The sequence below is a fragment of the Streptomyces sp. NPDC101178 genome (assembly GCF_044767965.1).
Lineage (GTDB): Bacteria > Actinomycetota > Actinomycetes > Streptomycetales > Streptomycetaceae > Streptomyces.
On the sequence record NZ_JBIWOZ010000001.1, the window covers coordinates 914263 to 937990 of the forward strand.

The following is a 23728-nucleotide window of genomic DNA, read 5'->3' on the forward strand; positions in this document are numbered from 1 at the left end:
GGTCAGCCCGCGTCGGTGAAGGCCGCGTCCATCTTCTTCGCCGCGTCGTCCGAGGCCTGTGCCACGTCCTTACGGCCTGAGACGATCTCCTGGAACATCGTCGGCAGGACCAGCGAGGCGTCGATCTGGCCCCAGGCGGGCGAGGCGGGGACGAACTTGGCTCCGGCGCCGAGGGTCTGGACGAACGGCGCGACGAAGGGCTGCTTCTTCGCGGCGTTGCCCAGGACGTCGGTGTAGGTCGGCAGGAAGCCCATCGCGTCGAACATCTCGGCCTGGGTCTTCTTGCCGGTGAGCGACTTCATCAGGTCGACGGCGAGCGTGCGGTGCGAACTGCTCTTCAGTACGCCGATGTTGTTGCCGCCCGCGAAGGCCGGGGCGATGGAGTTCGGCGCGATACCCGGCAGCGGGACGACCGCGTACTTGCCCTTGACCGAGCTCGCCTCGACCGCCGCGTGGCTGAAGTCGCCGCCGATCGCCATGGCGGCCTTGCCGGAGGCGAAGGCGGTCACGGTGGAGTTGCCGGTCATGGAGGCGCACTTGGCGGCCGGACAGTTGTCGTCGCCGAAGAGCGAGGTGTAGGCCTCGATGCCCTTGCGGGCCTTCTCGCTGTTGATGGCCGATGTGTACGTACCGCCGCTCTCGCCCGCGATCTCGCCGCCGTGGGACCAGATGAAGGGCATCGCGCCGTAGGTGTAGGCGCCGCCGACCGCGAGGCCGTAGAGGTCCGGCTTCGCCTTGCGGATCTTCTTGGCCGTCGAGATCAGCTCGGCCTGGGACTTGGGGGGCTCGATGCCGAGGTCCTTGAGGATGTCGGTGCGGTAGTAGAGGGCGCGGACGCCGACGAAGAACGGGGCGCCGTAGACCTTGCCGCCGACGGTGACGGACTGCTTGGCGATCGGGTCGGCGTCCTTGGCCTCCTCCCAGGCGCCGAACTCCTCTGTCACATCGGCGAGTCCGCCGTCCTTGACGTATCCGGCGGTGTCGCTGTTGCCGTACTCGATGAGGTCCGGGGCGCTCTTGGGGTCGTTGAAGGCGGCCTTGATGCGCTGGGCGCGGGTGTCGACGGGTATGTACTCGACCTCGACCTTCGCGCCCTCGTGGCTCTTCTCGAACGCGGCGACCGCGTCGTCGACGACCTTCTCCTTGGGCTTGTTGCCGACCTCCTGGAAGAGCCAGACACGGAGAGTCCCGCTCTTCTCGTCACCCTTCGCACTGGTGTCTGAGGTCTGCGGCGCACAGGCGGTGGCGGTGAGGCCCGCCAGCACAAGCGCCGCAACCGGGGCGGCAATTCGGGCAGAAAGCTTCATCCGGGAACCCCTACCGGTCCATCGTTGCATCATGTGCAACGTGCGTTTCGTTCTGCACAACTGGCAGGAGAGTAAGTCCGGTTCCGGCGCCCGACAAGTGGTCTCCACCACTCTGTGACCAGCCGACGCACCCCGCGCAACGCGAGCACGCGTGGTCACGATCCGTCACCGGTGACGCGGAGGCCGGCACCCGGACATGCCGAAGGCCCCCGGTACGCGCGGTCGATGCGCGTACCGGGGACCTTCGGAAGACGGAGTGGGACCCTGGCCCTACTTCTTGCCCTTGTCCTTGCCGCCCTTGCCCTTGTCCTTGTCGCCGCCGGCGCCCATGGACTCGTAGATCTCCTTGCACATGGGACAGACCGGGTACTTCTTGGGGTCACGCCCCGGCACCCAGACCTTGCCGCACAGCGCGACCACGGGAGTGCCCTCCAGGGCGCTCGCCATGATCTTGTCCTTCTGGACGTAATGGGCGTAGCGCTCGTGGTCGCCGTCGCCCCTCGACACCTGTGGCGTCGGCTCTACGAGGGTCCCCGTACCTGCCCCGCGATCGGGCTCAAGAGTGCTCATAACCGCCAAGGGTACTGAAGAGAACGGCCTTCAGTTGAGCGAAGCGTCGTCCGGATACGTGGCGATCATCGCCAGCTCGCTGCGCTGCCGCCGGAGCACCGCCCGCCACAGGTTCTCCGGGCGCGGGGAGGAGACGTCACCGGGCTCCGACTCGACCACGTACCAGGCGCCCTCGGTCAGCTCACCCTCCAGCTGACCGGGCCCCCACCCCGCGTACCCGGCGAAGATCCGCAGCGATCCGAGCGCCGGTCCGAGCAGCTCCGGCGGGGTCTCCAGATCGACCAGGCCGATCGCCCCGTGCACCCGGCGCCAGCCGAGCGGGCCCTCGTCGCCGGGGATCACCGCGACGCCGAGCGCGGAGTCCAGCGAGACCGGGCCGCCCTGGAAGACCACGTCCGGCTCACCGGTGAGCCCGGCCCAGGGGCCGAGGATGTCACCGACGCCGACCGGGGTCGGGCGGTTCAGGACCACGCCGAGGGAGCCCTCCTCGTCGTGGTCGATGAGGAGCACCACCGCGCGGTCGAAATTCGGGTCCGCGAGGGCGGGTGTGGCCACGAGCAGTCGCCCTGTGAGCGAGGACACCTCCGTCATGGCAGGAATGATCCCGCATCTTCGCCCTCCGCGGGGGTCCGGCGGCCGTGATGACCACCTCAGGAGAGCGAGCGCAGCTCAGGGCGCACGGAGGCACGGGGAGCGCACCGCGCGGGCGGGATCCGGCGGCCATCCGGACGGTGACCCTCCGCAAGATCGGGTGCGCGGAGGGTGTTGTGGCGGATTCATGACGTTCGTACACCCCCCTTCGCCTTACGGAACGGGGGTAGGAGGCCATTACCCTTTTCGTTGGCCCCCTGCCCGACCACTCCGGAACGCGAGATACATGACCGGCACAGACGATGTCCTGCTTGTCCACGGCGGCACCCCGCTGGAGGGCGAGATCCGCGTCCGAGGCGCCAAGAACCTGGTGCCGAAGGCCATGGTCGCCGCGCTGCTCGGCAGCGGGCCCAGCCGCCTCCGCAACGTTCCCGACATCCGTGACGTACGGGTGGTCCGCGGACTGCTCCAGTTGCACGGCGTCACCGTCCGCCCCGGCGACGAGCCGGGTGAACTGATCCTCGACCCCTCGCACGTCGAGTCGGCCAACGTCGCCGACATCGATGCCCACGCGGGTTCGTCGCGCATCCCGATCCTCTTCTGCGGCCCGCTGCTGCACCGCCTCGGCCACGCCTTCATCCCGGGGCTCGGCGGCTGCGACATCGGCGGCCGGCCGATCGACTTCCACTTCGAGGTGCTCCGCCAGTTCGGCGCGACCATCGAGAAGCGGGCGGACGGCCAGTACCTGGAGGCCCCGCAGCGGCTGCGCGGCACCAAGATCCGGCTGCCGTACCCCTCGGTGGGCTCCACCGAGCAGGTGCTGCTCACCGCCGTCCTCGCCGAGGGCGTCACCGAGCTGTCCAACGCGGCCGTCGAGCCGGAGATCGAGGACCTCATCTGCGTACTGCAGAAGATGGGCGCGATCATCTCCATGGACACCGACCGGACCATCCGGATCACCGGTGTCGACAAGCTCGACGGTTACACCCACCGGGCGATCCCGGACCGCCTGGAGGCGGCCTCCTGGGCGTCGGCGGCGCTGGCGACCGAGGGCAACATCTACGTACGCGGCGCCCAGCAGCGCTCGATGATGACCTTCCTCAACACCTACCGCCGGGTCGGCGGCGCCTTCGAGATCGACGACGAGGGCATCCGCTTCTGGCACCCGGGCGGCGCGCTCAACGCCATCGCGCTGGAGACCGACGTCCACCCCGGCTTCCAGACCGACTGGCAGCAGCCCCTGGTGGTGGCGCTGACGCAGGCCGCGGGCCTCTCCATCGTCCACGAGACGGTGTACGAGTCGCGGCTCGGCTTCACCTCCGCGCTCAACCAGATGGGTGCGCACATCCAGCTGTACCGCGAGTGCCTGGGCGGCTCGGACTGCCGCTTCGGCCAGCGCAACTTCCTGCACTCGGCGGTCGTCTCCGGACCGACGAAGCTCCAGGGCGCCGATCTGGTCATCCCCGACCTGCGCGGCGGCTTCTCGTACCTGATCGCGGCGCTGGCCGCCCAGGGCACCTCCCGGGTGCACGGGATCGACCTGATCAACCGCGGTTACGAGAACTTCATGGAGAAGCTGGAGAAGCTCGGCGCCAAGGTGGAGCTGCCGGGCGGCTCCCTGGTCTGACCCCGCACAGCGCTGCCGCACACAGCACTGCGCGAACCGGTGCCCCGGACCCTGTGAGGGTCCGGGGCACCGGGCTTTCCCGGGGCGCGCGTACCGGCCCGGCGGGGTGCCCGCGATCCGCTTGACGGGCGGGGTGCGCGTGCGGCAGCCGGCCGGCCTCGGCCGGGGTGCGCCCCGTGCCCAGCCGCTCGTCCCGGAACTCGCGCAGGTCCCGCGCGAGCCAGGACCCGCCGACGGGCCCGCCGGCGCCTCCACAGGCCCCAGGTGGCCCCTCAGCCGCTCACCGGCGAACGCCAGGCGGCCCTCCGCCTCGAAGAGCCCCCGTCCGGGTCCGCCAGGGCCGTGTGGAGCCGGCTGACACGCCACGGGGCTGTACGGCCCCGCAACGCCGTGGACACGGCCCTGAAGGGCGCGCGGACGCATCCCTGAGGGCGCTGCGCCGAACGGGCGCGGTGCGGGCGCACGGGCGGCGTACGGGCGCGGAGGTGCGGGCGCATGTGCGGCGCGCATGTGCCCCTGGCATGCGCGAGGGCGGCCACCCCTGGTCGGGGATGGCCGCCCTCCTTGCGCCTGGCGGGTTACTTGCCCTTGGCGGCTTCCTTGAGCTTCGAGCCCGCGGAGACCTTCACGCTGTAGCCGGCGGGGATGTTGATCGGGTCGCCGGTCTGCGGGTTGCGCGCGGTGCGAGCGGCACGGTGGGTGCGCTCGAAGGTCAGGAAGCCGGGGATGGTGACCTTCTCGTCGCCCTTGGCGACGATCTCACCGACGGTCTCGGCGAGCGCGGCCAGCACGGCGTCGGCGTCCTTGCGAGTCACCTCGGCGCGGTCGGCCAGGGCGGCCACCAGCTCACTGCGGTTCATGTTGTTACTCCCGTGTTCTTCTTGCCTGTGAGGCGTGAGATCGAAGCCGATGCTGCCAGGGCCCTCTGACAGTCCCCGGACCCGGGTCTGATGTCAGACCCTCGCGCCCGATTACGCATCCTGCCCCCACCTGCGGCGGGAAAGCCAATCCGGAACCCTTCAGGGTCAACGAAAAGCGCCACTGCCTGCTCGTGGTGACGTTCCGTCGGCTTCCCTTAGCGGTCCGCAGCGGATGCCGGGCCCTACAGGGCCCACTGCCCGCCCACCCTAAAGGGGCGTTTGGGGCGCCGCGACCCGCGACGCGCCGTACGGCACGGGCGGGTGCGGCCCGGGGTCTTCGGCGCGTACCCCTGATGGACCTCGCGAAACCGCGTGTCCTAGACGGTGTCGGAGGGTGCCGTTCCGGTGCCCGAGGCGGCCTTGGCGGCCGCGCGGACGGCTCCGGCGACCGCACCGGCCACCTTGTCGTTGAAGACCGACGGGATGATGTAGTTCGCGTTGACCTCGTCCTCTGCGACCACGTCGGCGAGGGCTCCGGCGGCGGCGAGCATCATCTCCGTGTTGACGGTGCGGGACTGAGCGTCCAGCAGGCCGCGGAAGACACCCGGGAAGACCAGCACGTTGTTGATCTGGTTGGGGAAATCGGAACGGCCGGTGGCCACGACCGCGGCCGTCTCGCGGGCGATCGCCGGGTCGACCTCGGGGTCCGGGTTCGCGAGCGCGAACACGATCGCGCCGTCCGCCATCGCCGCGACGTCGTCGCCGTTCAGGACGTTCGGGGCGGAGACGCCGATGAAGACGTCGGCGCCGACGACGGCCTCCTTGAGCGTGCCGGTGACGCCCTCCGGGTTGGTGTTGTCGGCGATCCAGCACAGCGGCGAGTCGGGGTCGGCGGCGACCAGGTCCTCACGTCCGGAGTGGACGACGCCGTGGATGTCGGCGACCACGGCGTGCTTGACACCGGCGGCGATCAGCAGCTTCAGGATGGCCGTACCGGCGGCTCCGGCACCGGACATGACGACCCGTACGTCCCCGATGCTCTTGCCGACCACGCGCAGGGCGTTGGTCAGGGCGGCCAGGACGACGATGGCGGTGCCGTGCTGGTCGTCGTGGAAGACGGGGATGTCCAGGGCCTCGCGCAGCCGGGCCTCGATCTCGAAGCAGCGGGGTGCGGAGATGTCCTCCAGGTTGATGCCCGCGAAGCCCGGGGCGATCGCACGGACGATGGCGACGATCTCATCGGTGTTCTGGGTGTCCAGGCAGATCGGCCAGGCGTCGATGCCGGCGAAGCGCTTGAAGAGGGCCGCCTTGCCCTCCATGACGGGCAGCGCGGCCATCGGGCCGATGTTGCCGAGGCCGAGCACCGCGGAGCCGTCCGTCACGACTGCGACGGAGTTGCGCTTGATGGTGAGGCGGCGCGCGTCCTCGGGGTTCTCGGCGATGGCCATGCAGACCCGGGCGACGCCGGGCGTGTAGATCATCGAGAGGTCGTCACGGTTGCGGATGGGGTGCTTGGACGCCATCTCGATCTTGCCACCGAGGTGCATGAGGAACGTACGGTCGGAGACCTTGCCCAGCACGACGCCCTCGATGCCGCGCAGACCTTCGACGATCTCGTCCGCGTGCGAGGTGGAGGAAGCGGCGATCGTGACGTCGATCCGCAGCTTCTCGTGGCCGGACGCGGTGACGTCGAGGCCGGTGACCGAACCCCCCGACGACTCCACGGCCGTGGTGAGGTGGGAGACCGCGGTGCCGCTCGCGGGCACCTCCAGCCTGACCGTCATCGAGTACGAGACGCTGGGCGCCGTTGCCATGGCCGAGTCCTTCACTTTCCTCAAGCTTCATTGCTTCGCATCCGGAACCCTCGTTCCGGTCACGCTTCCCGATCGTCGCACCTACCGACTGGTAGCCGGTAATGAGTGCCACCTTTCGGAAAGTATTTTCCACCATACGAGAAGTCACCCGTTCGGCGGAACCCCCAAGGGCCCTCAAGAACCCCCGAGAGCCTCAAGAACCCCGTGAACGAGAACAGACCCGCGCCACCATCAGGTGACACGGGTCTGTCTTCTTCACTTAGGTGGCACCGGCCCGCCATGCTCGCCTCGCGGCAAGTGGTCGCTCGAAGCGACGAAGGTTGGGCCCGGGGGCTTGGATCGAGCCGGTGCCAGTACCACGGTAACAAAGACCCCGGAAAAGTGATTCCCGTGCGCCGGGTTGACTCCCGAAAGCCTCCACCGTCACTCCCGCAGCAGGTCCGGCACCCCGTCCTCGTCCGGCATGTCCCGCTCGCCCGACACCACCGTCAGCTGCTGCGTGGCCCTTGTCAGCGCCACGTACAGCACCCGCAGCCCGGCCGGTGACTCGTCCGCGATCTCCGCCGGCGAGACGACCACCGTGGCGTCGTACTCCAGCCCCTTCGCCTCCAGGCTGCCCAGCGCCACCACCCGCTCCCCCAGCTCCGCGAGCCACTCGCGGGCCTGGGCGCGCCGGTCCATCGCCACGACCACGCCGACCGTGCCGTCCACCTCCGCCAGCAGCCGGCGCGCCTCCGCGCGGACCGTGGCGGCCAGGTCGCCGCCCGCCACCGGCACGAAGCGCGGCACCACACCGGTCGAACGCACCGCCGACGGCGACTCCATGCCCGGCATGGCGAGCGCCAGCACCTTCGCGGCCAGCTCCGCGATCTCGGCCGGGTTGCGGTAGTTGACGGTGAGGGTGAAGCGGCGGCGCGGCCGGGAGCCGAGGGCCTCGTCCCGGGCGGCGGACGCCTCGTCCGGGTCGGACCAGGAGGACTGCGCCGGGTCGCCGACGATCGTCCAGGTGGCGTGGCGGCCCCGGCGGCCCACCATCCGCCACTGCATGGGCGTCAGGTCCTGCGCCTCGTCGACGATGACGTGCGCGTACTCCGTACGCTCCGCCGCGAGCCGCTCGGCCCGCTCCCACTGGGTCTCCTCGCGCTGCGGCATCAGCTCCTCCAGCCCGGAGAGCTGGTCCAGCGGGTCCATCTCGCGCTTCCGCTTCGGCCGGACGACCGTGCCCAGCAGCGCCTGGAGCTCGTCCAGGAGCGCCACATCGTGTACGGAGACGGGGCCGCCGCCGTCCGCCGCGTCCAGCCGCCTGAGCGAGCGGGCCAGGCGGCGCGCCTCGCCCTGGTTGAGGATGCGCCGGGACCAGCGGGCCAGCCGCTTCTCGTCGGCCATCGCGGCCAGGACGCGGCGCGGGGTCAGCTCGGGCCACCAGGCGTTCAGGAACTCCAAAAACGGTGTCTCGGTGGAGACGTCCTCGTCGAAGGAGGACCGCAACTCCGCCACCAGCTGCGGGTCCGTGTAGCGGCCGCGCCCCGAGGACTTGCTCCACAGGGCGTCGAGCAGCAGCTTGCGGGCGCGCGGGCGCAGCAGGTTGACGGGAGCGGTGCCGCTGAGCACGTTGTGCCGGATGCGCTGGAGCTCGTCGGCCTCCAGCTCGACCCGGGCGCCGAAGGCGACGACGCGCAGCCTGGTCGGGGTGGTCCCCGAGCCGTTCTGTGCGGGTTCGTCGCCGAAGGGGAGCTGCCCGGCGCCGCTCGGCGGCTTCGGCGTCTCCAGGGCGCCCCGGGCCGCCTTGCGCAGCACGTGGAGCATCCGCGAGGAGCCCTTGATCCGGGCGATGGCCGGTTCGTCGTACGCCGTGGCGCCCTCCACGCCGGCCGCCTCATCCGACAGCGAGCCGATCGCGCGGATCGCGACCTGGCCCTCCTCGCCGAGCGAGGGCAGCACGCCTTCGGTGTACGCGACCAGGAGCGGGGTCGGCGAGACGATCAGGATGCCGCCCGCGTACCGCCGCCGGTCCTGGTAGAGGAGGTAGGCGGCCCGGTGCAGGGCGACGGCCGTCTTGCCGGTGCCGGGGCCGCCGGTGACCTCGGTGACCGAGGCGGCGGGTGCCCGGATCACCAGGTCCTGTTCGGCCTGGATGGAGGCGACGATGTCCCGCATGGTGTGGCTGCGGGCCTGGCCGAGCGCGGCCATCAGGGCGCCGTCGCCGATCACCGGGAGCTTCCCGCCGTCCAGGTACGCCGTCAGCTCGGGGCGCATCAGGTCGTCCTCGACGCCGAGGACCTTACGGCCCTTGGAGCGGATGACCCGGCGGCGTACGACGCGGCCCGGCTCCTTCGGCGTGGAGCGGTAGAACGGCGCGGCGGCCGGAGCCCGCCAGTCGATCACCAGCGGCGCGTAGTCGGAGTCCAGGACCCCGATCCGGCCGATGTGGAGCGTCTCGGCGATGTCGGCGGTGGCGTCGTCGCGTACGGCGTCGTCGGCCGGCTCGACGGAGGTGTAAGCGCCGTCCGGGCCGCGCTCACCGTCCTTGCCGAGGAGCAGGTCGATCCGGCCGAAGAGGAAGTCCTCGAACTCGTTGTTCAGCCGGTTGAGGTGGACGCCGGCCCGGAAGACCTGGGCGTCCCGTTCGGCGAGGGCGCCGGGCGTGCCGACCTGCCCGCGTTTGACGGCGTCGTGCATGAGAAATTCCGCCTCGTCGATCTTCTCTTCGAGACGGTGGTAAACGCGGTCCAGATGATCCTGCTCGACACCGATTTCCCGGTCCCGCAGCGAATCGACAGCGGCATCCTGCGCGGCCACCGAGGCCCCCTTCTGACGTGCATCGGGCAGCCGTCAACCCTATGCGAAGGGGGGCCCGGGCGCACCTGCCGTCCACCGTCACGCGTGTTGCGATTGCGCGTCGGAACCGTGGACGGCGGGTCCGCTCAGGTGCCGATCTCCACCAGCCGCTCCCCGTCGAACGTGCGCACCTCGAAGCGGTCGATGTCCGCACGGTCCATCGCCGCGCCGCCGTGCACGTACAGCGGGTTCTTCGCCGACTCGTGGGTCGAGCCCTCGATGCCGTACCCCCACTTCGGAACGGACCAGGAGGTGACGATCTCCTCCTCGCCGGTCTTGGAGACGGCGACGAGTGTGCACTTCTGCGGTCCTTTGACGTTCTTCAGCTCCAGGACCGTGTGCGTGCCCCACGCCTTCTCCTCCATGCCGACCGTCGCGCCGACCCGGGTGGTGGGGTCGGTCGCGGAGACCTTCTCCGTCATGTGCTGGAAGAAGGCGTCCTCGGCCGGGCTGGTGGGGTGCGGGTCGACGGCGGCGACGCTGCGGCCGCCCTCGTCGCCCGCCGTGACGGCGACGGCGGCGACCGGCCCGCCGATGATCAGGGCGGCGGCCGCGGCGATGAGGTACCGGCTCCGCTTCGTCCGCCGGTGGCGCCGGTGCGCCACCTCGTCCATCAGCCCGCCGAGCACCTTCGGCGCGGGCCGCTCGGGAACGTGCGGTACGGGACGGGCGCCGGGCGAGGCGGCCGGCGCCTCGGCCAGCATCGCGAGCATGGGCTCCATCCCGGCGAACTCGTCCAGATGCGCGGAGCACCGGGCGCAGCCCGCGAGATGGGCCTCGAAGGCGCTCGCCTGCGCGTCGTCCAGGATGCCCAGGACGTAGGCGGCGGCCGCGTCGTGCTCGCCGCCCTCGGGCCCACCGCCGGACGACGGCCCGGCCCCGCCGGGCCCGGCGGGGCCGACCGGATAGCCGTGGCCGTGGCCGTGGCCGGAGAGGTACGCGGGCCCTGAGGGGTGTGCAGGACCCGCGGGATAGGGGGAGTTGGAGGGGTGCGGGACGTTCGAGGGACCGGTGGACATGCGGGGTTCCGGAGGCCGGGGCCCGAAGGGCTGCCACTGCTGGTCGCTCATGCCGTGATCCCCCTCTCTTCGAGTGCGAGCTTCATCGAGCGGAGTGCGTAGAAGACCCGGGACCGCACCGTGCCGCTGGGGATGCCGAGCACCTCGGCCGCCTCGTTCACCGTACGTCCCCTGAAGTAGGTCTCGACCAATGCTTCCCGGTGCGCGGGCGTCAAATCGTCGAGCGCGTCCGACAACGTCATCAGCCACAGCGCCTTGTCGATCTCGTCCTCCGCGGGAATGACCTCCAGCGGCGACGGATCGACCTCGCGCGGCCGGGCCTGCCGGCTGCGGTGGCCGTCGATGACGATGCGCCGGGCGACCGTCACCAGCCAGGGGCGGACGGAGCCGGTGGCCCGGTTGAGCCGGCCGGCGTTCTTCCAGGCACGGATGAGCGTCTCCTGCACCACGTCCTCGGCCCGTTGGCGGTCGCCCGCCACGAGCCGGAGGACGTACGCGAGCAGCGGCCCGGCATGTTCGCGGTAGAGCGCCCGCATCAGCTCCTCGTCGGGTATCCCGTCAGGGGGCGTGGGCGGCTCACTGCGATGTCGAGCCCTGTGCGGACGGTCATCGGCCACGGCCGCATCCTTGCGCACCCGAACCTCCTGGTCGAGACCCTGAATGGAGCTCTTCGGGGAGGGATACGGGGAGGGGCGCCGGATCATTCAACGTCGCTTCATATTTCTTTCGCCGAGATCCTCCGGCGGCGGTGCCGGGCGACCCGTTCGCGGTTGCCGCAGACCTCGCCGGAGCACCAGCGGCGGCGTCCGCCGCGCGAGGTGTCCAGGTAGAGCCGGTGGCAGGCGCCGCCCGCGCACCGGCGCAGCGCCGCGCACGCCACCGGGTCGGTGAGCAGGTCCACCGCGTCCCTCGCCACGACCGCGAGGAGCCCCGCGCAGTCGGGTTCGGCGCTCAGGGTCCGTAGCAGCGCACCACCTTCGCCACGCACCGCACGCGGTCCCGGCGGGGCGTGCGCGGCAAGGGAGTTGATACGGTCCAGGGCCCTTCCGTAGGCAGAGCAGGTGAGTTGGGGTGACAGCGGGCCGATCTGCCCGCGCTCGTGGACCAGTTGGGCCGACATCAGCCGGTCCACGTCCGCCCGCAGCTCCCGGAACCGGGACAGCCAGGTGGTGTCCAGCGAGGTCAGTACGGTGCCGGGCGGGACGAGCCGGGCGGCGGTCAGCCAGTCGGCGAGCCGCGCCGGCCCTTCCAGCTGTTCCCGCGCACGCGGTGTGCCGCCGGCGGGCCCGGTGGCCACCAGGTCGAGACAGATCCGGCCGGAGTCGAACCGCCACACGTACGCGCCCCTGCCCGCTGCCATGCGCCTGTCACCGCCTCGGGGTCACCGGTCGGATGCCACCCTCCAGAGTGCCCCCGCCGGGCCCCGGCCGTAACCCCCGCTACCGTGACGGCCATGAACGATCACGGGGGAACGGCCGAAGGAACGCGGACAGGAACACACGGGGGGACACACGGGCCGGGCATCACGCTCACCGCCGGCCCGCTGCTGCTGCGGCCCTGGCACGCGAAGGACGTCCCGGCGCTGTTGGAGGCGTACGACGATCCGGCGATGCGGCAGTGGGTGCGGCTGCCCGTGTCCACGCCCGAAGAGGCCGCCCGCTGGCTGGAGTTGCAGAGCGAGGGGTGGCGGTCCGGGACCCGGTTCAGCTTCGCCGTGATCGACACCGGCCGGAGCGGGGAGCTGGTCGGCAACCTCGCGCTGAAGCGGCCGGACCCGGACGCCGGGCGGGCCGAGGTCGGCTACTGGACGGCGGCACGGGCGCGCGGGCGAGGGGTGGCGCCCCGGGCCCTGGAGGCGCTCACCGCCTGGACGTTCACGGCCTTCGCGGCAGAGGGGCTGGTCCGGCTGGAGCTGCTGCACCAGGTGGACAACGTGGCGTCGTGCCGGGTGGCGGAGAAGAGCGGCTACGCGTTCGCGGAGCTGCTGAGCGCACGGCCGCCGGAGTTCCCGCTCGACGGCCATCTGCACGTGCGCGAGGCGCCGTTGGCGCCGCTGACATCCGACGGCGCGGCCACCACTCAGTGCGCGCCCAGCGTGTCCCCCGTCGGGTCCAGCGAGAGCCGGTAGCCGCGTTTGACGACGGTCTGGATCAGGCGCGGGGCGCCCAGCGCGGAGCGCAGCCGGGCCATCGCCGTCTCCACCGCGTGCTCGTCGGTGCCGCTGCCGGGCAGGGCCCGCAGCAGGTCGGAGCGGGCCACCACCCAGCCGGGCCGGCGGGCCAGGGTGTGCAGGAGGGCCATGCCGGCGGGTGGGACGGTGCGGAGTTCGTCGTCGACCAGCACGGCGTGGCCGCGGATCTCGACGCGGTGGCCGGCGACGGGCAGGACCTTCGCGGTGGTGGGGAGTTGGGCGCAGACCAGCTGGACGAGCGGGCCGAGGCGGAAGCGTTCGGGCTGGACGGTGGGGATGGACCGGGCCTGGAGCGGGAGCGCGGTGACCGGTCCGACGCAGGCGGCCAGGACGTCGTCGCGCAGCGCGCCGAGGATCTCCGGCAGCAGTCCGCGTAGCTCCGCGCGGCCCAGGAACGAGGCGGCGGCGGGGGCGCTGGTGAAGGTGACGGCGTCCAGGGCGCGGGCGGCGGTGGCGTCGAGCATCCGGTCGAGCGGGGCGATGTCCTGCGGCGGCATCCAGCGGTAGACGGGGACGCCGACGACCTCCGCGCCCGCCGCCTGGAGGGACTCGATGAAGCCGGGCAGCGGTTCGCCGTGCAGCTGGACCGCGATGCGGCGGCCCGCGACGCCTTCGCCGAGGAGCCGGTCGAGCACTTCGGCCATCGATTCGGACCCGGGTGACCAGGCCTCGGTGAGCCCGGCGGCCCTCACCGCGCCCTTGACCTTGGGCCCGCGGGCGAGGAGTTCGACGCCGCGCAGCCGCTCCAGGAGCGCGTCACCGATGCCCCAGCCGTCGGCCGCCTCCACCCAGCCCCGGAAGCCGATCGCGGTGGTGGCGACCACCACGTCGGGCGCGTGATCGATCAACTCCTTCGTCGCGTCGAGAAGTTCGCTGTCGTCGGCGAGCGGGACGATCCGCAGGGCCGGGGCGTGCTGGACGGCGGCGCCGCGCCGCTTGAGGAGGGTGATGAGTTCCTCGGCGCGGCGGGCGGCGGTCACTCCGACCGTGAAGCCCGCGAGGGGGCCGTGCGTGGTGTCGTCGTCCTGCATGGCGTGTTCCCGGCTCTCGTGGTCCTGCTGGTACGCGATGTGCTGGTCCTGCTGGTAGGCGATGTGCGGAGGCCCGAGACTGCCAACGGTCCGTGACAGGCTCGGTTCCTCCGTATTTCCCGGCCGTTACGTCACACGTGGCCGGATCGTCGCCTTCCTGGCGGCGGCTACACCTCTGCGTAACCGACCTGGGCCTTCGCGGGTACGGGCGCGGGGCGCCGAAGGTATACCGCCCAGGTGAGCGCGGAGCACACGGCGTAGAAGGCGAGGAAGGACCAGAAGGCGGCGGTGCCGGTGCCGGTGGTCTGGAAGGACTGGCGGAACGCGAGGTTGATCGCGAGGCCACCGAGCGCGCCGACGGCCCCGATGAAGCCCATCGCGGCGCCGGAGAGCCGCCGTCCGTGCGTGGCGGCCGCCTCGCCGTCGAGGCCCTTCTCGACCGCCTGGGCGTGGAAGATGCCCGGGATCATCTTGTACGTCGATCCGTTGCCGAGCCCGCTCAGGACGAACAGGGCGGTGAAGCCGACGAGGAAGACGGGCAGGGACGCGGTGGCGGAGGCGCAGATGACGATCGCGGTGGCGGCGCCCATCGCGGCGAAGGCGGCCAGCGTGATCCGGGCTCCGCCGTGCCGGTCGGCGAGCCTGCCGCCGAAGGGCCGGATCAGGGAGCCGAGGAGCGGGCCAATGAAGGTGAGCGAGGCGGCCTGGAGCGGGGTGCGGCCGAACTGGGTCTGGAGGACCAGGCCGAAGGCGAAGCTGTAGCCGATGAACGAGCCGAACGTGCCGATGTAGAGCGTCGACATGATCCAGGTGTGCGGGTCGCGGGCGGCCTGACGCGCGGCGCCGGTGTCGTTGCGTACGGGCCGGAGGTTGTCCATGTACAGCGCGGCGCAGACGGCGGCCACCACGATCAGCGGGATGTAGACGCCGAGGACGAGGCGCGGGTGGGCGGCGCCGAGCGTGCCGATGACGAGGAGGCCGATGAGCTGGACGACGGGGACGCCGATGTTGCCGCCGCCCGCGTTGAGGCCGAGCGCCCAGCCCTTCTCGCGGAGCGGGAAGAAGGCGTTGATGTTGGTCATCGAGGAGGCGAAGTTGCCGCCGCCGATCCCGGTGAGCGCGGCGACCGCCACCAACGTGCCGTACGAGGTCCCCGGCTCCATCACCCAGAACGCGGCGAGCGTCGGGGCGAGCAGGCTCACCGCGGTGAAGATGGTCCAGTTGCGGCCGCCGAACCGGGCGACGGCGAAGGTGTACGGCACCCGCACCAGCGCTCCGACCAGGGTGGCGGTGGAGATCAGGAAGAACTTGCCGGCCGGGTCGACGCCGTACTCCGGTCCCATGAACAGGACCATCACCGACCAGAGCGTCCAGACGGAGAATCCGATGTGCTCGGAGAGCACGGAGAACCACAGGTTGCGGCGGGCCACGCGCTCGCCCTTCTCCCGCCAGAACGTCTCGTCCTCCGGCTCCCAGGTCTCGATCCAACGGCCTGCCATCACGCGCCTCCACAGGGGGTCGGGGTGGTGTCCCCGTCGCCGCGGGGTGTCGGTCCCGACGCTAGGGAGCGCGCGTTTCGGTGCGGTGCCGTGAGGTGACCGGTGGGCAACCTTGCTCTCACCGGGCAGGAGGCGGCCCGGTGAGGTGGTCCTCGGTCAGGAAGGGTTCCGCATCAGCGCCAGGTCGCCCTCCGGCAGCCAGCTGCCGGGGGGCCGTTCGAGCCACCGGTTCGCCGCGGCCAACTGGCCGACAGCGGTACGCAGCGCGTCCACACCGGGATGGTCCAGGCCCTTGCGCCGGACCAGCGCCAGCGGCGACAGCGGAACCGGATCGACGAGCGGACGCACCACCGCGCCCGGCAGTGGCGGGAAGTCCACCACCGCCAGGACCGGGTGGCCGGCCTTGGCCATGACCCGCTGGAATTCGGCCACGCCGACGGCGAGCGGAACGGGCGGTGCCAGCCGGATGTCCCACGCGGCGAAGAGCAGCGCCGCGAGCTCCGTCCACTCCCGCGTCCGCTCGTTGCCCGCACCCGCGTAGACCGTCGTCCCCGACAGCTCGGCCAGCGGGATGGCCGCGCGCCCGGCGAGCGGGTGCGTGGCGGGCAGCATCAGCGCCATCGGCTCGTACCGCACGGGCTGTACGGAGAGCCCGGCCCGCACCGCCGGAGCGAGCCCGGCGGCCCGGCCGAAGGAGACGTCCAGCCGGCCCGCCAGGATCTCGGAGGCGGCCCAGGTCAGCCCGGACTCGAACCGCGCCATCAGCTCGCACTCCGGAGCGAGCTGCCGGGCCCGCTCCAGCACCCGGGCGGCGGTCATCCCGTCCGAGTTCAGGTCGACGAGCAGCGGCCGCGCGGCCCCGCCGCCGAAGGCCGCGGCGAGCCCGGCGTGGGCGTCGAGCACGCGGCGCGCGTACGGCAGCAGACGCTCGCCGTCCGGCGTGAGCGTCACCTGCCGCGTGGTGCGGACGAACAACTCCGCGCCGAGCTCGCGCTCCAGCCGCCGGATGTCCCGGCTGAGCGCCTGCTGCGCGACGAAGAGACGAGCGGCGGCACGGGTGAAGTGCAACTCCTCGGCGACGGCGAGGAAGGCGCGCAGGAGTCGGGGGGCGGTGTCGGGGACGGGCACGCGGCGAATCTACAACGTGGCGGGCCATTCACAACAGGGGTGCGTGAATGGGCGGCGAGAAGGTGTTGGACCGGGGAGGCGGAGCGCGGCGAGGCTGGCCCCATGCCGAGATCACCCGCCCCCGCTCCCCCTGCCCGTACGACGTCCGCCCCGCTGCTGACGGTCGCCGGGAGCCAACTGGTGGCGGCCCCGCGGACGGCGCCCCGGGCCGCACGACGGCCGCCGTCCGCCAACCCCTACCTCCGGCTGCTCGCCACCCCCGGCGCCCGCGCGTTCACCACGGGCAACCTGATCGCGCGGCTCCCGATGGGAATGCTCGGCGTCAGCGCGATCATCATGATCGCCGGGTCCCGGGACTCGTACGCGCTCGCCGGAGCCGTCACCGCGACCGGCCTCGCCGCGACGGCTCTCGTCGCGCCCTTCACGGCCCGGCTGGTGGACCGCTACGGCCAGGCCAGGATCGCCGTGCCCGCGACCGCGCTCGCCGTGCTGGGATCGCTCACGCTGGTGCTCTGCGTACGGTACGAGGCACCGGCCTGGACGCTCTTCGCCGCGTACGCCGCCACCGCGACCACGCCCAACACCGGCGGGATGTCCCGGGCCCGCTGGGCCCACCTCCACCGGGGCGACCCGGCGGCCCTGCACACCGCGAACTCCTTCGAGCAGTCCGCCGACGAACTCTGCTTCATGCTCGGCCCGGTCCTCGCGGCGACGCTCTGCGGGGCGCTGTTCCCGGAGGCGGGCACGCTGGTGGGCGCGTTCCTGCTGCTGACCGGCGTCCTGATCTTCGCGGCCCAGCGCGCGACGGAACCGCCGCCGACTCCCCGTACGCGTACGGCCGTCTCCCCGCTCCGTGCGCCCGGCATGCCCGCGCTGCTGGCGGTCTTCCTCGCCACGGGCGCGGTGTTCGGAGCGCTGGAGGTCGTGTCGATCGCGCACGCCGGAGGCGCGATCCTGGCGCTCCAGGCGGCGGGGTCCGGTGCGGCCGGGCTGGTCTACGGCTCGCTGCGGCCCGCCCGGAACGTCCACGGCAGGCTCCTGCTGTGCCTGGCCGCCATGACCGCGCTGATGTCCCTGCCGCTGCTCGCCGCCACCTCCACCGCCTCGCTGCCCGTCCTGGCGCTCTGCCTGCTGCTGGCGGGCGCGGCGACGGCGCCCACCATGGTCACCGGCATGACGTTGGTCCAACGCGCCACGCCGCCTGGCCAGTTGAACGAGGGCATGACGCTCTCCGTCACCGCACTGCTGGGCGGAGTGGCGGCCGGGGCGGCGACGGGCGGCTGGCTGGTGGAACACGCGGGCACGGCCGCCGGCTACGCGGCCCCGATGGGCGCGGCGGCCCTGGCCCTGACCGTCGCGGCCGCGGGGACGGCGCTGCGGCGGCGGCCCGGTGTCAGCGGTGGCTCAGTACGTTGACCACGCGGCCGTTGGGGTCGCGGACCATGAACCGCCGCACCCCCCACTCCTCGTCCTGCAACGGATGGACGATATCCGCCCCGCTCTCCCGCACGACCGCGTACGCCGCGTCCACGTCATCGACCTCCACGCTCAGATCGGGGGTGACGGGAGCCGTGGCGTCGCTGGTGATGATGCTGATCTGTGCCGTCGGGCTGGACGGCGCGGCGAGCGTCATGATCCAGCCGTGGTTCATGACTTCCTCGAAGCCGAGCAGGCCGTAGAACTCCCGGCTCTCCTGCACGGCTTCGGACTGGACGAGGGGCATGACGCGGCGAACGGTCATCGGGACTCCCGGTGAGGCGGACAGAGATCCAGGCATGCCCACGCCTACCAGAACGCGCCCCCGGGGACCGGCATTTCAGGCCCGCTCCCGGATCCACGCGGTCAACTCGCGCACGAGTTCGGCAAAGGCGCCGCCGAGGTGGACGAGCGCCTTGTCGGTGATGGTGGGGAGGTCGCCGTAGAGGGACGGCAGGGAGAAGCCCGCCAGTTTCAGCGCGTCGGCGAGGTCATGGGCGGCCTGGCCGCCCTCCACGAGGACATCGGCGTACCGCGGTCGGTGATGCTGCACGGGGGATCAGCCTTTCGACGGTACACGGCCCCCGCCTCCACTTCGCCGCCGCCCAGTGGACCGCCTTCACCGACGGCGTGAAGAGCGACGCCTACAGGAGCTGAACCACCCCGCCCCCTGACCGGGCCGGGCCGCACGGAGCGCAGATCCGTGGGCCCGGCCCTTGTCATGGGCGGCCTTTAGGGTGAGCCGGTGGCCGCAGCGAAGAGAAGCCCGAAGAACCCGCTCGACGTCGACGCCGGCGCGATATTCGCGTTCCGTACGTCGCCGCTCCACCCCGACTCCCCGCCCGGGACGGGACGCTTCGGCGCTTTCGCGGTGGTCGGCCGGGCGCCGGAAGTGGTCGTCGTGGCGGTGTTCGACGGGGTGTGGGACCGGCTGCCGACGCTGGAGGAAGTACGGGAACACCCGGTGCTGCGGCGTCGGCGGTTCGCGCACACGGGGAGGCCGGCGGTGTTCGCGTGCGGGGTGGAGGACACGACCGGGCTGAGTGACCTCACCGCGCTGGGAGTCGCCCCTCTCACCGCCGAGCAGACGAAGCTGGCCGCCCCCTACCTCTCCCCCGGGAGCGTCGGCACGTCGTACTCCACCCCGGCCCTGGCCGACACCGACGTGGAGGGCGAGTGGCGCTGGGCGCACGACCGGGAGGCGCTGCTGCGGGAGCAGGAGGCGGTCGAGGAGCGGCGGCGGCTTGCGGTGGAGGCGGAGAAGAGACGGTACGCGGCGCGGCTGGCGAGGCTCACCTGGGAGCAGCTCCTGGCGGAGACCCCGTTCGAGCGGTGGACGCCGTCGCCGCCGTTTCCCCCGGCCGCGTTCCGGCGGGCGGCTGGGCGGCGGGTGCACAAGGCCTGCCGGGAGCTGCGGGACCTGGGGCCGAAGCCCCGGAAGCCGGCCGCGCGGAAGGTGCTGAAGTCGCTGGTGCTGTGGTTCAACACGGCCGACCAGGCGGCGGGCTGGGTCATCGAGACGGAGGAACGGGAGGACATCAGCCTCGTGCTCGAAGAGCTGGCGCATGTCGCCGGGCACCCGTCGCTCGTCATGGAGGCCGACGACTGGCGCGAGTGGTGAACGCCCGGAGCCGGAGAGCGTGAAAAAAGCCGCTGCCCCGTGAGCGAACTCACGGGGCAGCGGCCTACATGGGAATTGTGGAGATGGCGGGAATCGAACCCGCGTCCAACGGTGCGGAACCAGGGCTTCTCCGAGTGCAGTTCGCTACGCTTTTCTTGGCCCCGGAGGTCACGCGAACAAGCCTCCGACAGGCCCAGCCACTGTTTGATTTCCTTCCAGGCCCCGTGGCCGGGCCTAGAAGTTTAGATCCCTAGTTGATGCCAGGATCCGGGTCGGGATCACCCCCGGGCTGACACTCCGCAGAGTCTTCGCTTAGCTGCTAATTAGGCAGCGAGGGCGAAGGCGGAGGAATCGCGCTTGGAATTGGCGATTATTGTTTGCGACATATGGTTTACGAGATCATTGCCGCTTCCTCGACTCGCTTCCCCTGCTTCGACATCCGCTGTCGAAACCGATCATCCCCATGTTGATTTTTCAAAACGCGCACCTTCGCTGAGGTGCACGGCCCATCGTACGTGACCAACGCGGGACGATGCCAGCGTATTCCTCCGCAGGGGGCTCCTAGGCGCTGCGCTGCCGCCGGCGGGCCGCCGCGATGGCGCGGTTCGTCTCCCTCGTGTCCTGCTTCTCGCGGAGGGTCTGGCGCTTGTCGTACTCCTTCTTGCCCTTGGCGAGCGCGATCTCGACCTTGACCCGGCCGTCCTTGAAGTACAGGGCGAGCGGCACGATGGTGTGGCCGGTCTCCTGGGACTTGGACTCCAGCTTGTCGATCTCGGCGCGGTGGAGGAGCAGCTTGCGCTTGCGCTTGGCCGCGTGGTTGGTCCAGGTCCCCTGGACGTACTCGGGGACGTGGATGTTGTGCAGCCACGCCTCGTGGTCGTCGATCTGGACGAACCCGTCGACCAGGGAGGCCCGGCCCATGCGCAGGGACTTCACCTCGGTGCCCATGAGGACGAGGCCGCACTCGTAGGTGTCGAGGATGGTGTAGTCGTGCCGCGCCTTCTTGTTCTGCGCGATCATCTTGCGCCCGGTGTCTTTTTCCTTAGCCATAGTGCGGTCATTTTCGCACTACGACCCACCCCCGAGGCCACTCAATACCGTCTCGGCCCGCTGCTGGGCCCGATCCCCCGCCACCAGGTCGGGTGTGATGCCCGTGCCCTCGACGCTGCGGCCGGCCGGGGTGCGGTAGTGGCCGACGGTCAGCTCGGCCACCGAACCGCCCGGCAGCTCGCTGGGCATCTGGACCGAGCCCTTGCCGAAGGTGCGGGAGCCGACGGTGACCGCGCGGCCGCGGTCCTGGAGCGCGCCGGTCAGCAGCTCGGCCGCGCTCATCGTGCCGCCGTCGACCAGGACCACCACGGGCCGCTCGGTGTCGCCGCCCGGGTCGGCGTACAGGGCCTGCTCCTCGCCGCGTACGTCGTACGTGGCGACCAGGCCGCCGTCCAGGAAGGCGGAGGCGGCGGTGACGGCCTCGGCGACCAGGCCTCCGGAGTTGGCACGGAGGTCCAGGAGTATCCCGGCGTCCTCGGGGGCCTCGCGGACCGCGTCCCGTACGCCCTGTCCTGAGCCCTTGGTGAAGGCGGCGACCTTGACGAGGAGCGCCGAGGAGCGGCCGGTGCCCAGCCGGCTCACGGTGACCGCCTCAGAGGTCAGCCGGGCCCGCTTCAGGGTCCGCGTGGCGGGTTGTCCGTCCCGTACGAGACCGAGGACGACGCGGGTGCCTTCCCCGGCTCCCGTACCGTCACCGCGGAGTGAGGCGACGACCTCCGGGACCGGGCGCTTGTCGACGCGGCGGCCGTCGACCGTGCGGAGCAGGTCGCCCGCGCGGATGCCGGCCCGGTCGGCGGGACCGCCGGGCTGGACCCGGGAGACGGCGACGCCGCCGTCCGCGGTGCGGCGGGCGGAGAGGCCGACGCCGAGGTACGAGCCGTCGAGGGCCTGCTCGAACTCCTCGTACTCCCGCTCGTCGTACACCGCGCCCCACCGGTCCCCGCTGCGGCTGACGACCTCGCCCACCGCCTCCTTCACCGACTTCCCGTCGGCCTGCGCCTTCGCCGCCGCGTCCTCGATCTCCTCGCGGTCGACCGGGGCGTGGCGGGAGGCGACCGTACGCGCCGGGAGTTCGGGTACGGGGTCGGGGTCCTGGGGCAGCGAACCGGTCGCCGCGCCGGTGGCGAGGACACACCCGAAGACCAAAGTCAGGGTCACCCCGCGGCAGAGGCCGCGGGGCCGGAAGCGTTGCGAACAACCGGACATGGCGCCGAGTCTAGGACAAGCCTCCTGGGGCGCACGGGCAGTTGCCCGCGCGCCCCAGGAGGCATAAGTCATACCTTCAGATACTTGCGCAGCGCGAAGAGAGCGGCGACGGCCGGCATCAGGAGGCCGATCGCGAGCACCAGCGGAAGCTTCGTGAGGACCGCGTCCCAGCCGATGAAGTTGATCAGGTTCAGCTTCTCCTGGAGCGCGAGACCGCCGTCGATCAGGAAGTACCGGCCGCCGAGCAGCATCGCGCAGGCCAGCAGACCGCCGATGAGACCGGCGACGGCCGCCTCCATGATGAAGGGGGCCTGGATGTAGAAGCCGGAGGCCCCGACCAGGCGCATGATGCCCGTTTCACGTCTCCGGCTGAACGCGGAGACGCGCACGGTGTTGACGATCAGGATCAGCGCGATGACGAGCATGAGGATCATCACGTAGATCGCGACGACGTTCATGCCGTTCATCAGCTCGAAGAGGTTGTCCAGGATGGACCGCTGGTCCTGGACGGACTGCACCCCGTCCCGTCCCGCGAAGGCCGTGGCGACGACCTTGTACTTCTGCGGGTCCTTGAGCTTGACGCGGAACGACTCCTGCATCTGGTCGGGCGTGATGTTGCCCGCCATCGGGGAGTCGCCGAACTGCTCCTGGTAGTGCTTGTACGCCTCGTCGACCGTCTCGAAGTGGACCGGCTTCTGCACCGCCTCCATCTTCTCCAGATCGGCCTTGATCTGGGCCTTCTGCTCCGCCGTGACCGCGCCCTTCGCACACTTGGGCATGTCCTTGGCGTCGTTCTTGTTGCAGAGGAAGATCGAGACGTTGACCTTGTCGTACCAGTAGTCCTTCATCGTGCTGACCTGTTCACGCATCAGCAGCGCGCCGCCGAACAGGGCGAGCGAGAGGGCGACGGAGACCACGACGGCGAAGGTCATCGTGAGGTTGCGGCGGAGACCGACGCCGATCTCCGACAGGACGAACTGGGCGCGCATGGCGTCCTTTCAGTACTCGATGCTCGAAGTGCGCGAGGGGCCCGCGGGCCCCTCGGTCAGTGCTGGTAGCCGTAGACGCCGCGTGCCTGGTCGCGTACGAGACGGCCCGATTCGAGCTCGATGACGCGCTTGCGCATCTGGTCGACGATGTTCTGGTCGTGGGTCGCCATGATCACGGTGGTGCCGGTCCGGTTGATCCGGTCCAGCAGCTTCATGATGCCGACGGAGGTCTGCGGGTCGAGGTTGCCGGTCGGCTCGTCCGCGATCAGCAGCATCGGACGGTTGACGAAGGCCCGGGCGATCGCCACGCGCTGCTGCTCACCACCGGAGAGCTCGCCGGGCATCCGCTCCTCCTTGCCGCCGAGGCCGACGAGGTCGAGCACCTGGGGCACGGCCTTGCGGATCTCGCCGCGCGGTTTGCCGATGACCTCCTGCGCGAAGGCCACGTTCTGCGCGACGGTCTTGTTGGGCAGCAGGCGGAAGTCCTGGAAGACCGTCCCCAGCTGGCGGCGCATCTGCGGCACCTTCCAGTTGGAGAGCCGCGCGAGGTCCTTGCCGAGCACATGGACCATGCCCGTGCTGGCGCGCTCCTCGCGCAGGATCAGCCGCATGAAGGTCGACTTGCCGGAGCCGGAGGAGCCCACCAGGAAGACGAACTCACCCTTCTCGATGTCCAGCGAGACATCGCGCAGAGCCGGTCGGGTCTGCTTCGGGTAGGTCTTGGAGACGTTGTCGAATCGGATCACGGATGCACCACGGTCGGCCGGGAGTAGGTGAGCGTGACCATACGCGAACCGGGGTCAGGCGTGCAGGCGGCGTCCGGCAATGGGTGATTTATGGCGGATCGTCGTACGGAACGCATCGGGTCGGACCCTCCCTTGTCCGGCGGGCCGCGCCGAAACCGGCGGGAG

Annotated in this window: 22 protein-coding genes and 1 other RNA gene; 4 read left to right on the top strand and 19 right to left on the bottom strand. The window is 71.2% G+C overall.

The genetic code is table 11. The annotated features are described in order from the left end of the window. Positions 1–2: 2 nt before the first annotated feature. The 3 genes from ACIRR8_RS03925 to ACIRR8_RS03935 form a co-directional block, all read right to left on the bottom strand. Positions 3–1307 (bottom strand): extracellular solute-binding protein, encoded by a 1305-nt coding sequence (locus ACIRR8_RS03925; RefSeq protein ID WP_404058570.1) that lies wholly within the window; start codon positions 1305–1307, stop codon positions 3–5. 270 nt (positions 1308–1577) lie between these two features. Continuing rightward, positions 1578–1877 carry a DUF3039 domain-containing protein gene (locus tag ACIRR8_RS03930; RefSeq protein WP_029395429.1) on the bottom strand — a complete coding sequence of 100 codons (300 nt, stop codon included), beginning with the start codon at positions 1875–1877 and terminating at the stop codon, positions 1578–1580. A 30-nt stretch (positions 1878–1907) separates the two neighbouring features. Next, positions 1908–2468, bottom strand: a complete 561-nt coding sequence (locus ACIRR8_RS03935; RefSeq protein ID WP_404058572.1) for a YqgE/AlgH family protein — start codon at positions 2466–2468, stop codon at positions 1908–1910. A gap of 286 nt (positions 2469–2754) precedes the next feature. On the opposite strand from ACIRR8_RS03935, the gene murA reads away from it, so the two are divergent. Then, positions 2755–4095, top strand: coding sequence for a UDP-N-acetylglucosamine 1-carboxyvinyltransferase (murA, locus tag ACIRR8_RS03940; RefSeq protein ID WP_069742708.1), 1341 nt, complete (start codon positions 2755–2757; stop codon positions 4093–4095). Positions 4096–4673: 578 nt separating this feature from the next. Here the strand turns inward: murA and ACIRR8_RS03945 are convergent. The 6 genes from ACIRR8_RS03945 to ACIRR8_RS03970 form a co-directional block, all read right to left on the bottom strand. After that, positions 4674–4955, bottom strand: coding sequence for an HU family DNA-binding protein (locus ACIRR8_RS03945; RefSeq protein WP_003968811.1), 282 nt, complete (start codon positions 4953–4955; stop codon positions 4674–4676). Positions 4956–5332: 377 nt separating this feature from the next. Next, complete coding sequence (locus tag ACIRR8_RS03950) at positions 5333–6769, bottom strand: NAD-dependent malic enzyme (protein ID WP_404058574.1); 1437 nt, start codon at positions 6767–6769, stop codon at positions 5333–5335. Positions 6770–7192: 423 nt separating this feature from the next. Further along, positions 7193–9568, bottom strand: a complete 2376-nt coding sequence (locus ACIRR8_RS03955) for a HelD family protein (protein ID WP_404058576.1) — start codon at positions 9566–9568, stop codon at positions 7193–7195. Positions 9569–9693: 125 nt separating this feature from the next. Further along, positions 9694–10677, bottom strand: coding sequence for an anti-sigma factor family protein (locus tag ACIRR8_RS03960; protein ID WP_404058578.1), 984 nt, complete (start codon positions 10675–10677; stop codon positions 9694–9696). Next, entirely contained in the window at positions 10674–11261 is a 588-nt protein-coding gene (locus tag ACIRR8_RS03965; protein ID WP_076966337.1) for a sigma-70 family RNA polymerase sigma factor, read from the bottom strand. The genes ACIRR8_RS03960 and ACIRR8_RS03965 overlap by 4 nt, the downstream gene beginning before the upstream one ends. Before the next feature lie 80 nt (positions 11262–11341). After that, positions 11342–11986, bottom strand: a complete 645-nt coding sequence (locus tag ACIRR8_RS03970) for a CGNR zinc finger domain-containing protein (RefSeq protein WP_404058580.1) — start codon at positions 11984–11986, stop codon at positions 11342–11344. 93 nt (positions 11987–12079) lie between these two features. Here ACIRR8_RS03970 and ACIRR8_RS03975 point away from each other — a divergent pair, with 93 nt between their 5' ends. Beyond that, entirely contained in the window at positions 12080–12754 is a 675-nt protein-coding gene (locus tag ACIRR8_RS03975) for a GNAT family N-acetyltransferase (protein WP_404058582.1), read from the top strand. On the opposite strand, the gene ACIRR8_RS03980 is transcribed toward ACIRR8_RS03975, so the two are convergent. From ACIRR8_RS03980 to ACIRR8_RS03990, 3 genes are all read right to left on the bottom strand, one after another. Further along, positions 12706–13848, bottom strand: coding sequence for a uroporphyrinogen-III synthase (locus ACIRR8_RS03980; protein ID WP_404058584.1), 1143 nt, complete (start codon positions 13846–13848; stop codon positions 12706–12708). The genes ACIRR8_RS03975 and ACIRR8_RS03980 overlap by 49 nt on opposite strands. A 167-nt stretch (positions 13849–14015) precedes the next feature. Beyond that, positions 14016–15347 carry a nitrate/nitrite transporter gene (locus tag ACIRR8_RS03985; RefSeq protein WP_404058586.1) on the bottom strand — a complete coding sequence of 444 codons (1332 nt, stop codon included), beginning with the start codon at positions 15345–15347 and terminating at the stop codon, positions 14016–14018. A 156-nt stretch (positions 15348–15503) separates the two neighbouring features. Beyond that, positions 15504–16475, bottom strand: a complete 972-nt coding sequence (locus tag ACIRR8_RS03990) for a LysR family transcriptional regulator (protein ID WP_404058588.1) — start codon at positions 16473–16475, stop codon at positions 15504–15506. A gap of 102 nt (positions 16476–16577) precedes the next feature. Here ACIRR8_RS03990 and ACIRR8_RS03995 point away from each other — a divergent pair, with 102 nt between their 5' ends. After that, a complete protein-coding gene (locus ACIRR8_RS03995) occupies positions 16578–17891 on the top strand; it encodes an MFS transporter (protein ID WP_404058590.1) in 1314 nt (437 codons plus the stop codon). Here ACIRR8_RS03995 and ACIRR8_RS04000 read toward each other — a convergent pair. Together ACIRR8_RS04000 and ACIRR8_RS04005 are read right to left on the bottom strand one after the other, a co-directional pair. Continuing rightward, on the bottom strand, positions 17869–18216 hold the full coding sequence (locus ACIRR8_RS04000; protein ID WP_404058591.1) for a VOC family protein: 348 nt from the start codon (positions 18214–18216) through the stop codon (positions 17869–17871). The genes ACIRR8_RS03995 and ACIRR8_RS04000 overlap by 23 nt on opposite strands. Positions 18217–18291: 75 nt before the next feature. Further along, positions 18292–18504 carry a hypothetical protein gene (locus tag ACIRR8_RS04005; protein WP_404058593.1) on the bottom strand — a complete coding sequence of 71 codons (213 nt, stop codon included), beginning with the start codon at positions 18502–18504 and terminating at the stop codon, positions 18292–18294. 192 nt (positions 18505–18696) lie between these two features. On the opposite strand from ACIRR8_RS04005, the gene ACIRR8_RS04010 reads away from it, so the two are divergent. Beyond that, positions 18697–19572: a hypothetical protein gene (locus ACIRR8_RS04010; RefSeq protein ID WP_404058595.1), complete on the top strand. Its 876-nt coding sequence runs from the start codon at positions 18697–18699 to the stop codon at positions 19570–19572. A 75-nt stretch (positions 19573–19647) separates the two neighbouring features. Here the strand turns inward: ACIRR8_RS04010 and ssrA are convergent. The 5 genes from ssrA to ftsE form a co-directional block, all read right to left on the bottom strand. Then, positions 19648–20035: a transfer-messenger RNA gene (ssrA, locus tag ACIRR8_RS04015) on the bottom strand. A gap of 98 nt (positions 20036–20133) precedes the next feature. After that, positions 20134–20622: an SsrA-binding protein SmpB gene (gene smpB, locus ACIRR8_RS04020; protein ID WP_003968790.1), complete on the bottom strand. Its 489-nt coding sequence runs from the start codon at positions 20620–20622 to the stop codon at positions 20134–20136. Between the two features lie 18 nt (positions 20623–20640). Then, on the bottom strand, positions 20641–21828 hold the full coding sequence (locus ACIRR8_RS04025; protein ID WP_404058597.1) for a S41 family peptidase: 1188 nt from the start codon (positions 21826–21828) through the stop codon (positions 20641–20643). Between the two features lie 68 nt (positions 21829–21896). Further along, positions 21897–22817 carry a permease-like cell division protein FtsX gene (gene ftsX, locus ACIRR8_RS04030; RefSeq protein WP_018512317.1) on the bottom strand — a complete coding sequence of 307 codons (921 nt, stop codon included), beginning with the start codon at positions 22815–22817 and terminating at the stop codon, positions 21897–21899. A gap of 56 nt (positions 22818–22873) precedes the next feature. After that, the gene (ftsE, locus tag ACIRR8_RS04035; protein ID WP_015608884.1) at positions 22874–23563 is read right to left on the bottom strand and encodes a cell division ATP-binding protein FtsE; all 690 of its coding nucleotides are present in this window, start codon (positions 23561–23563) and stop codon (positions 22874–22876) included. Between the last annotated feature and the right edge of the window lie 165 nt (positions 23564–23728).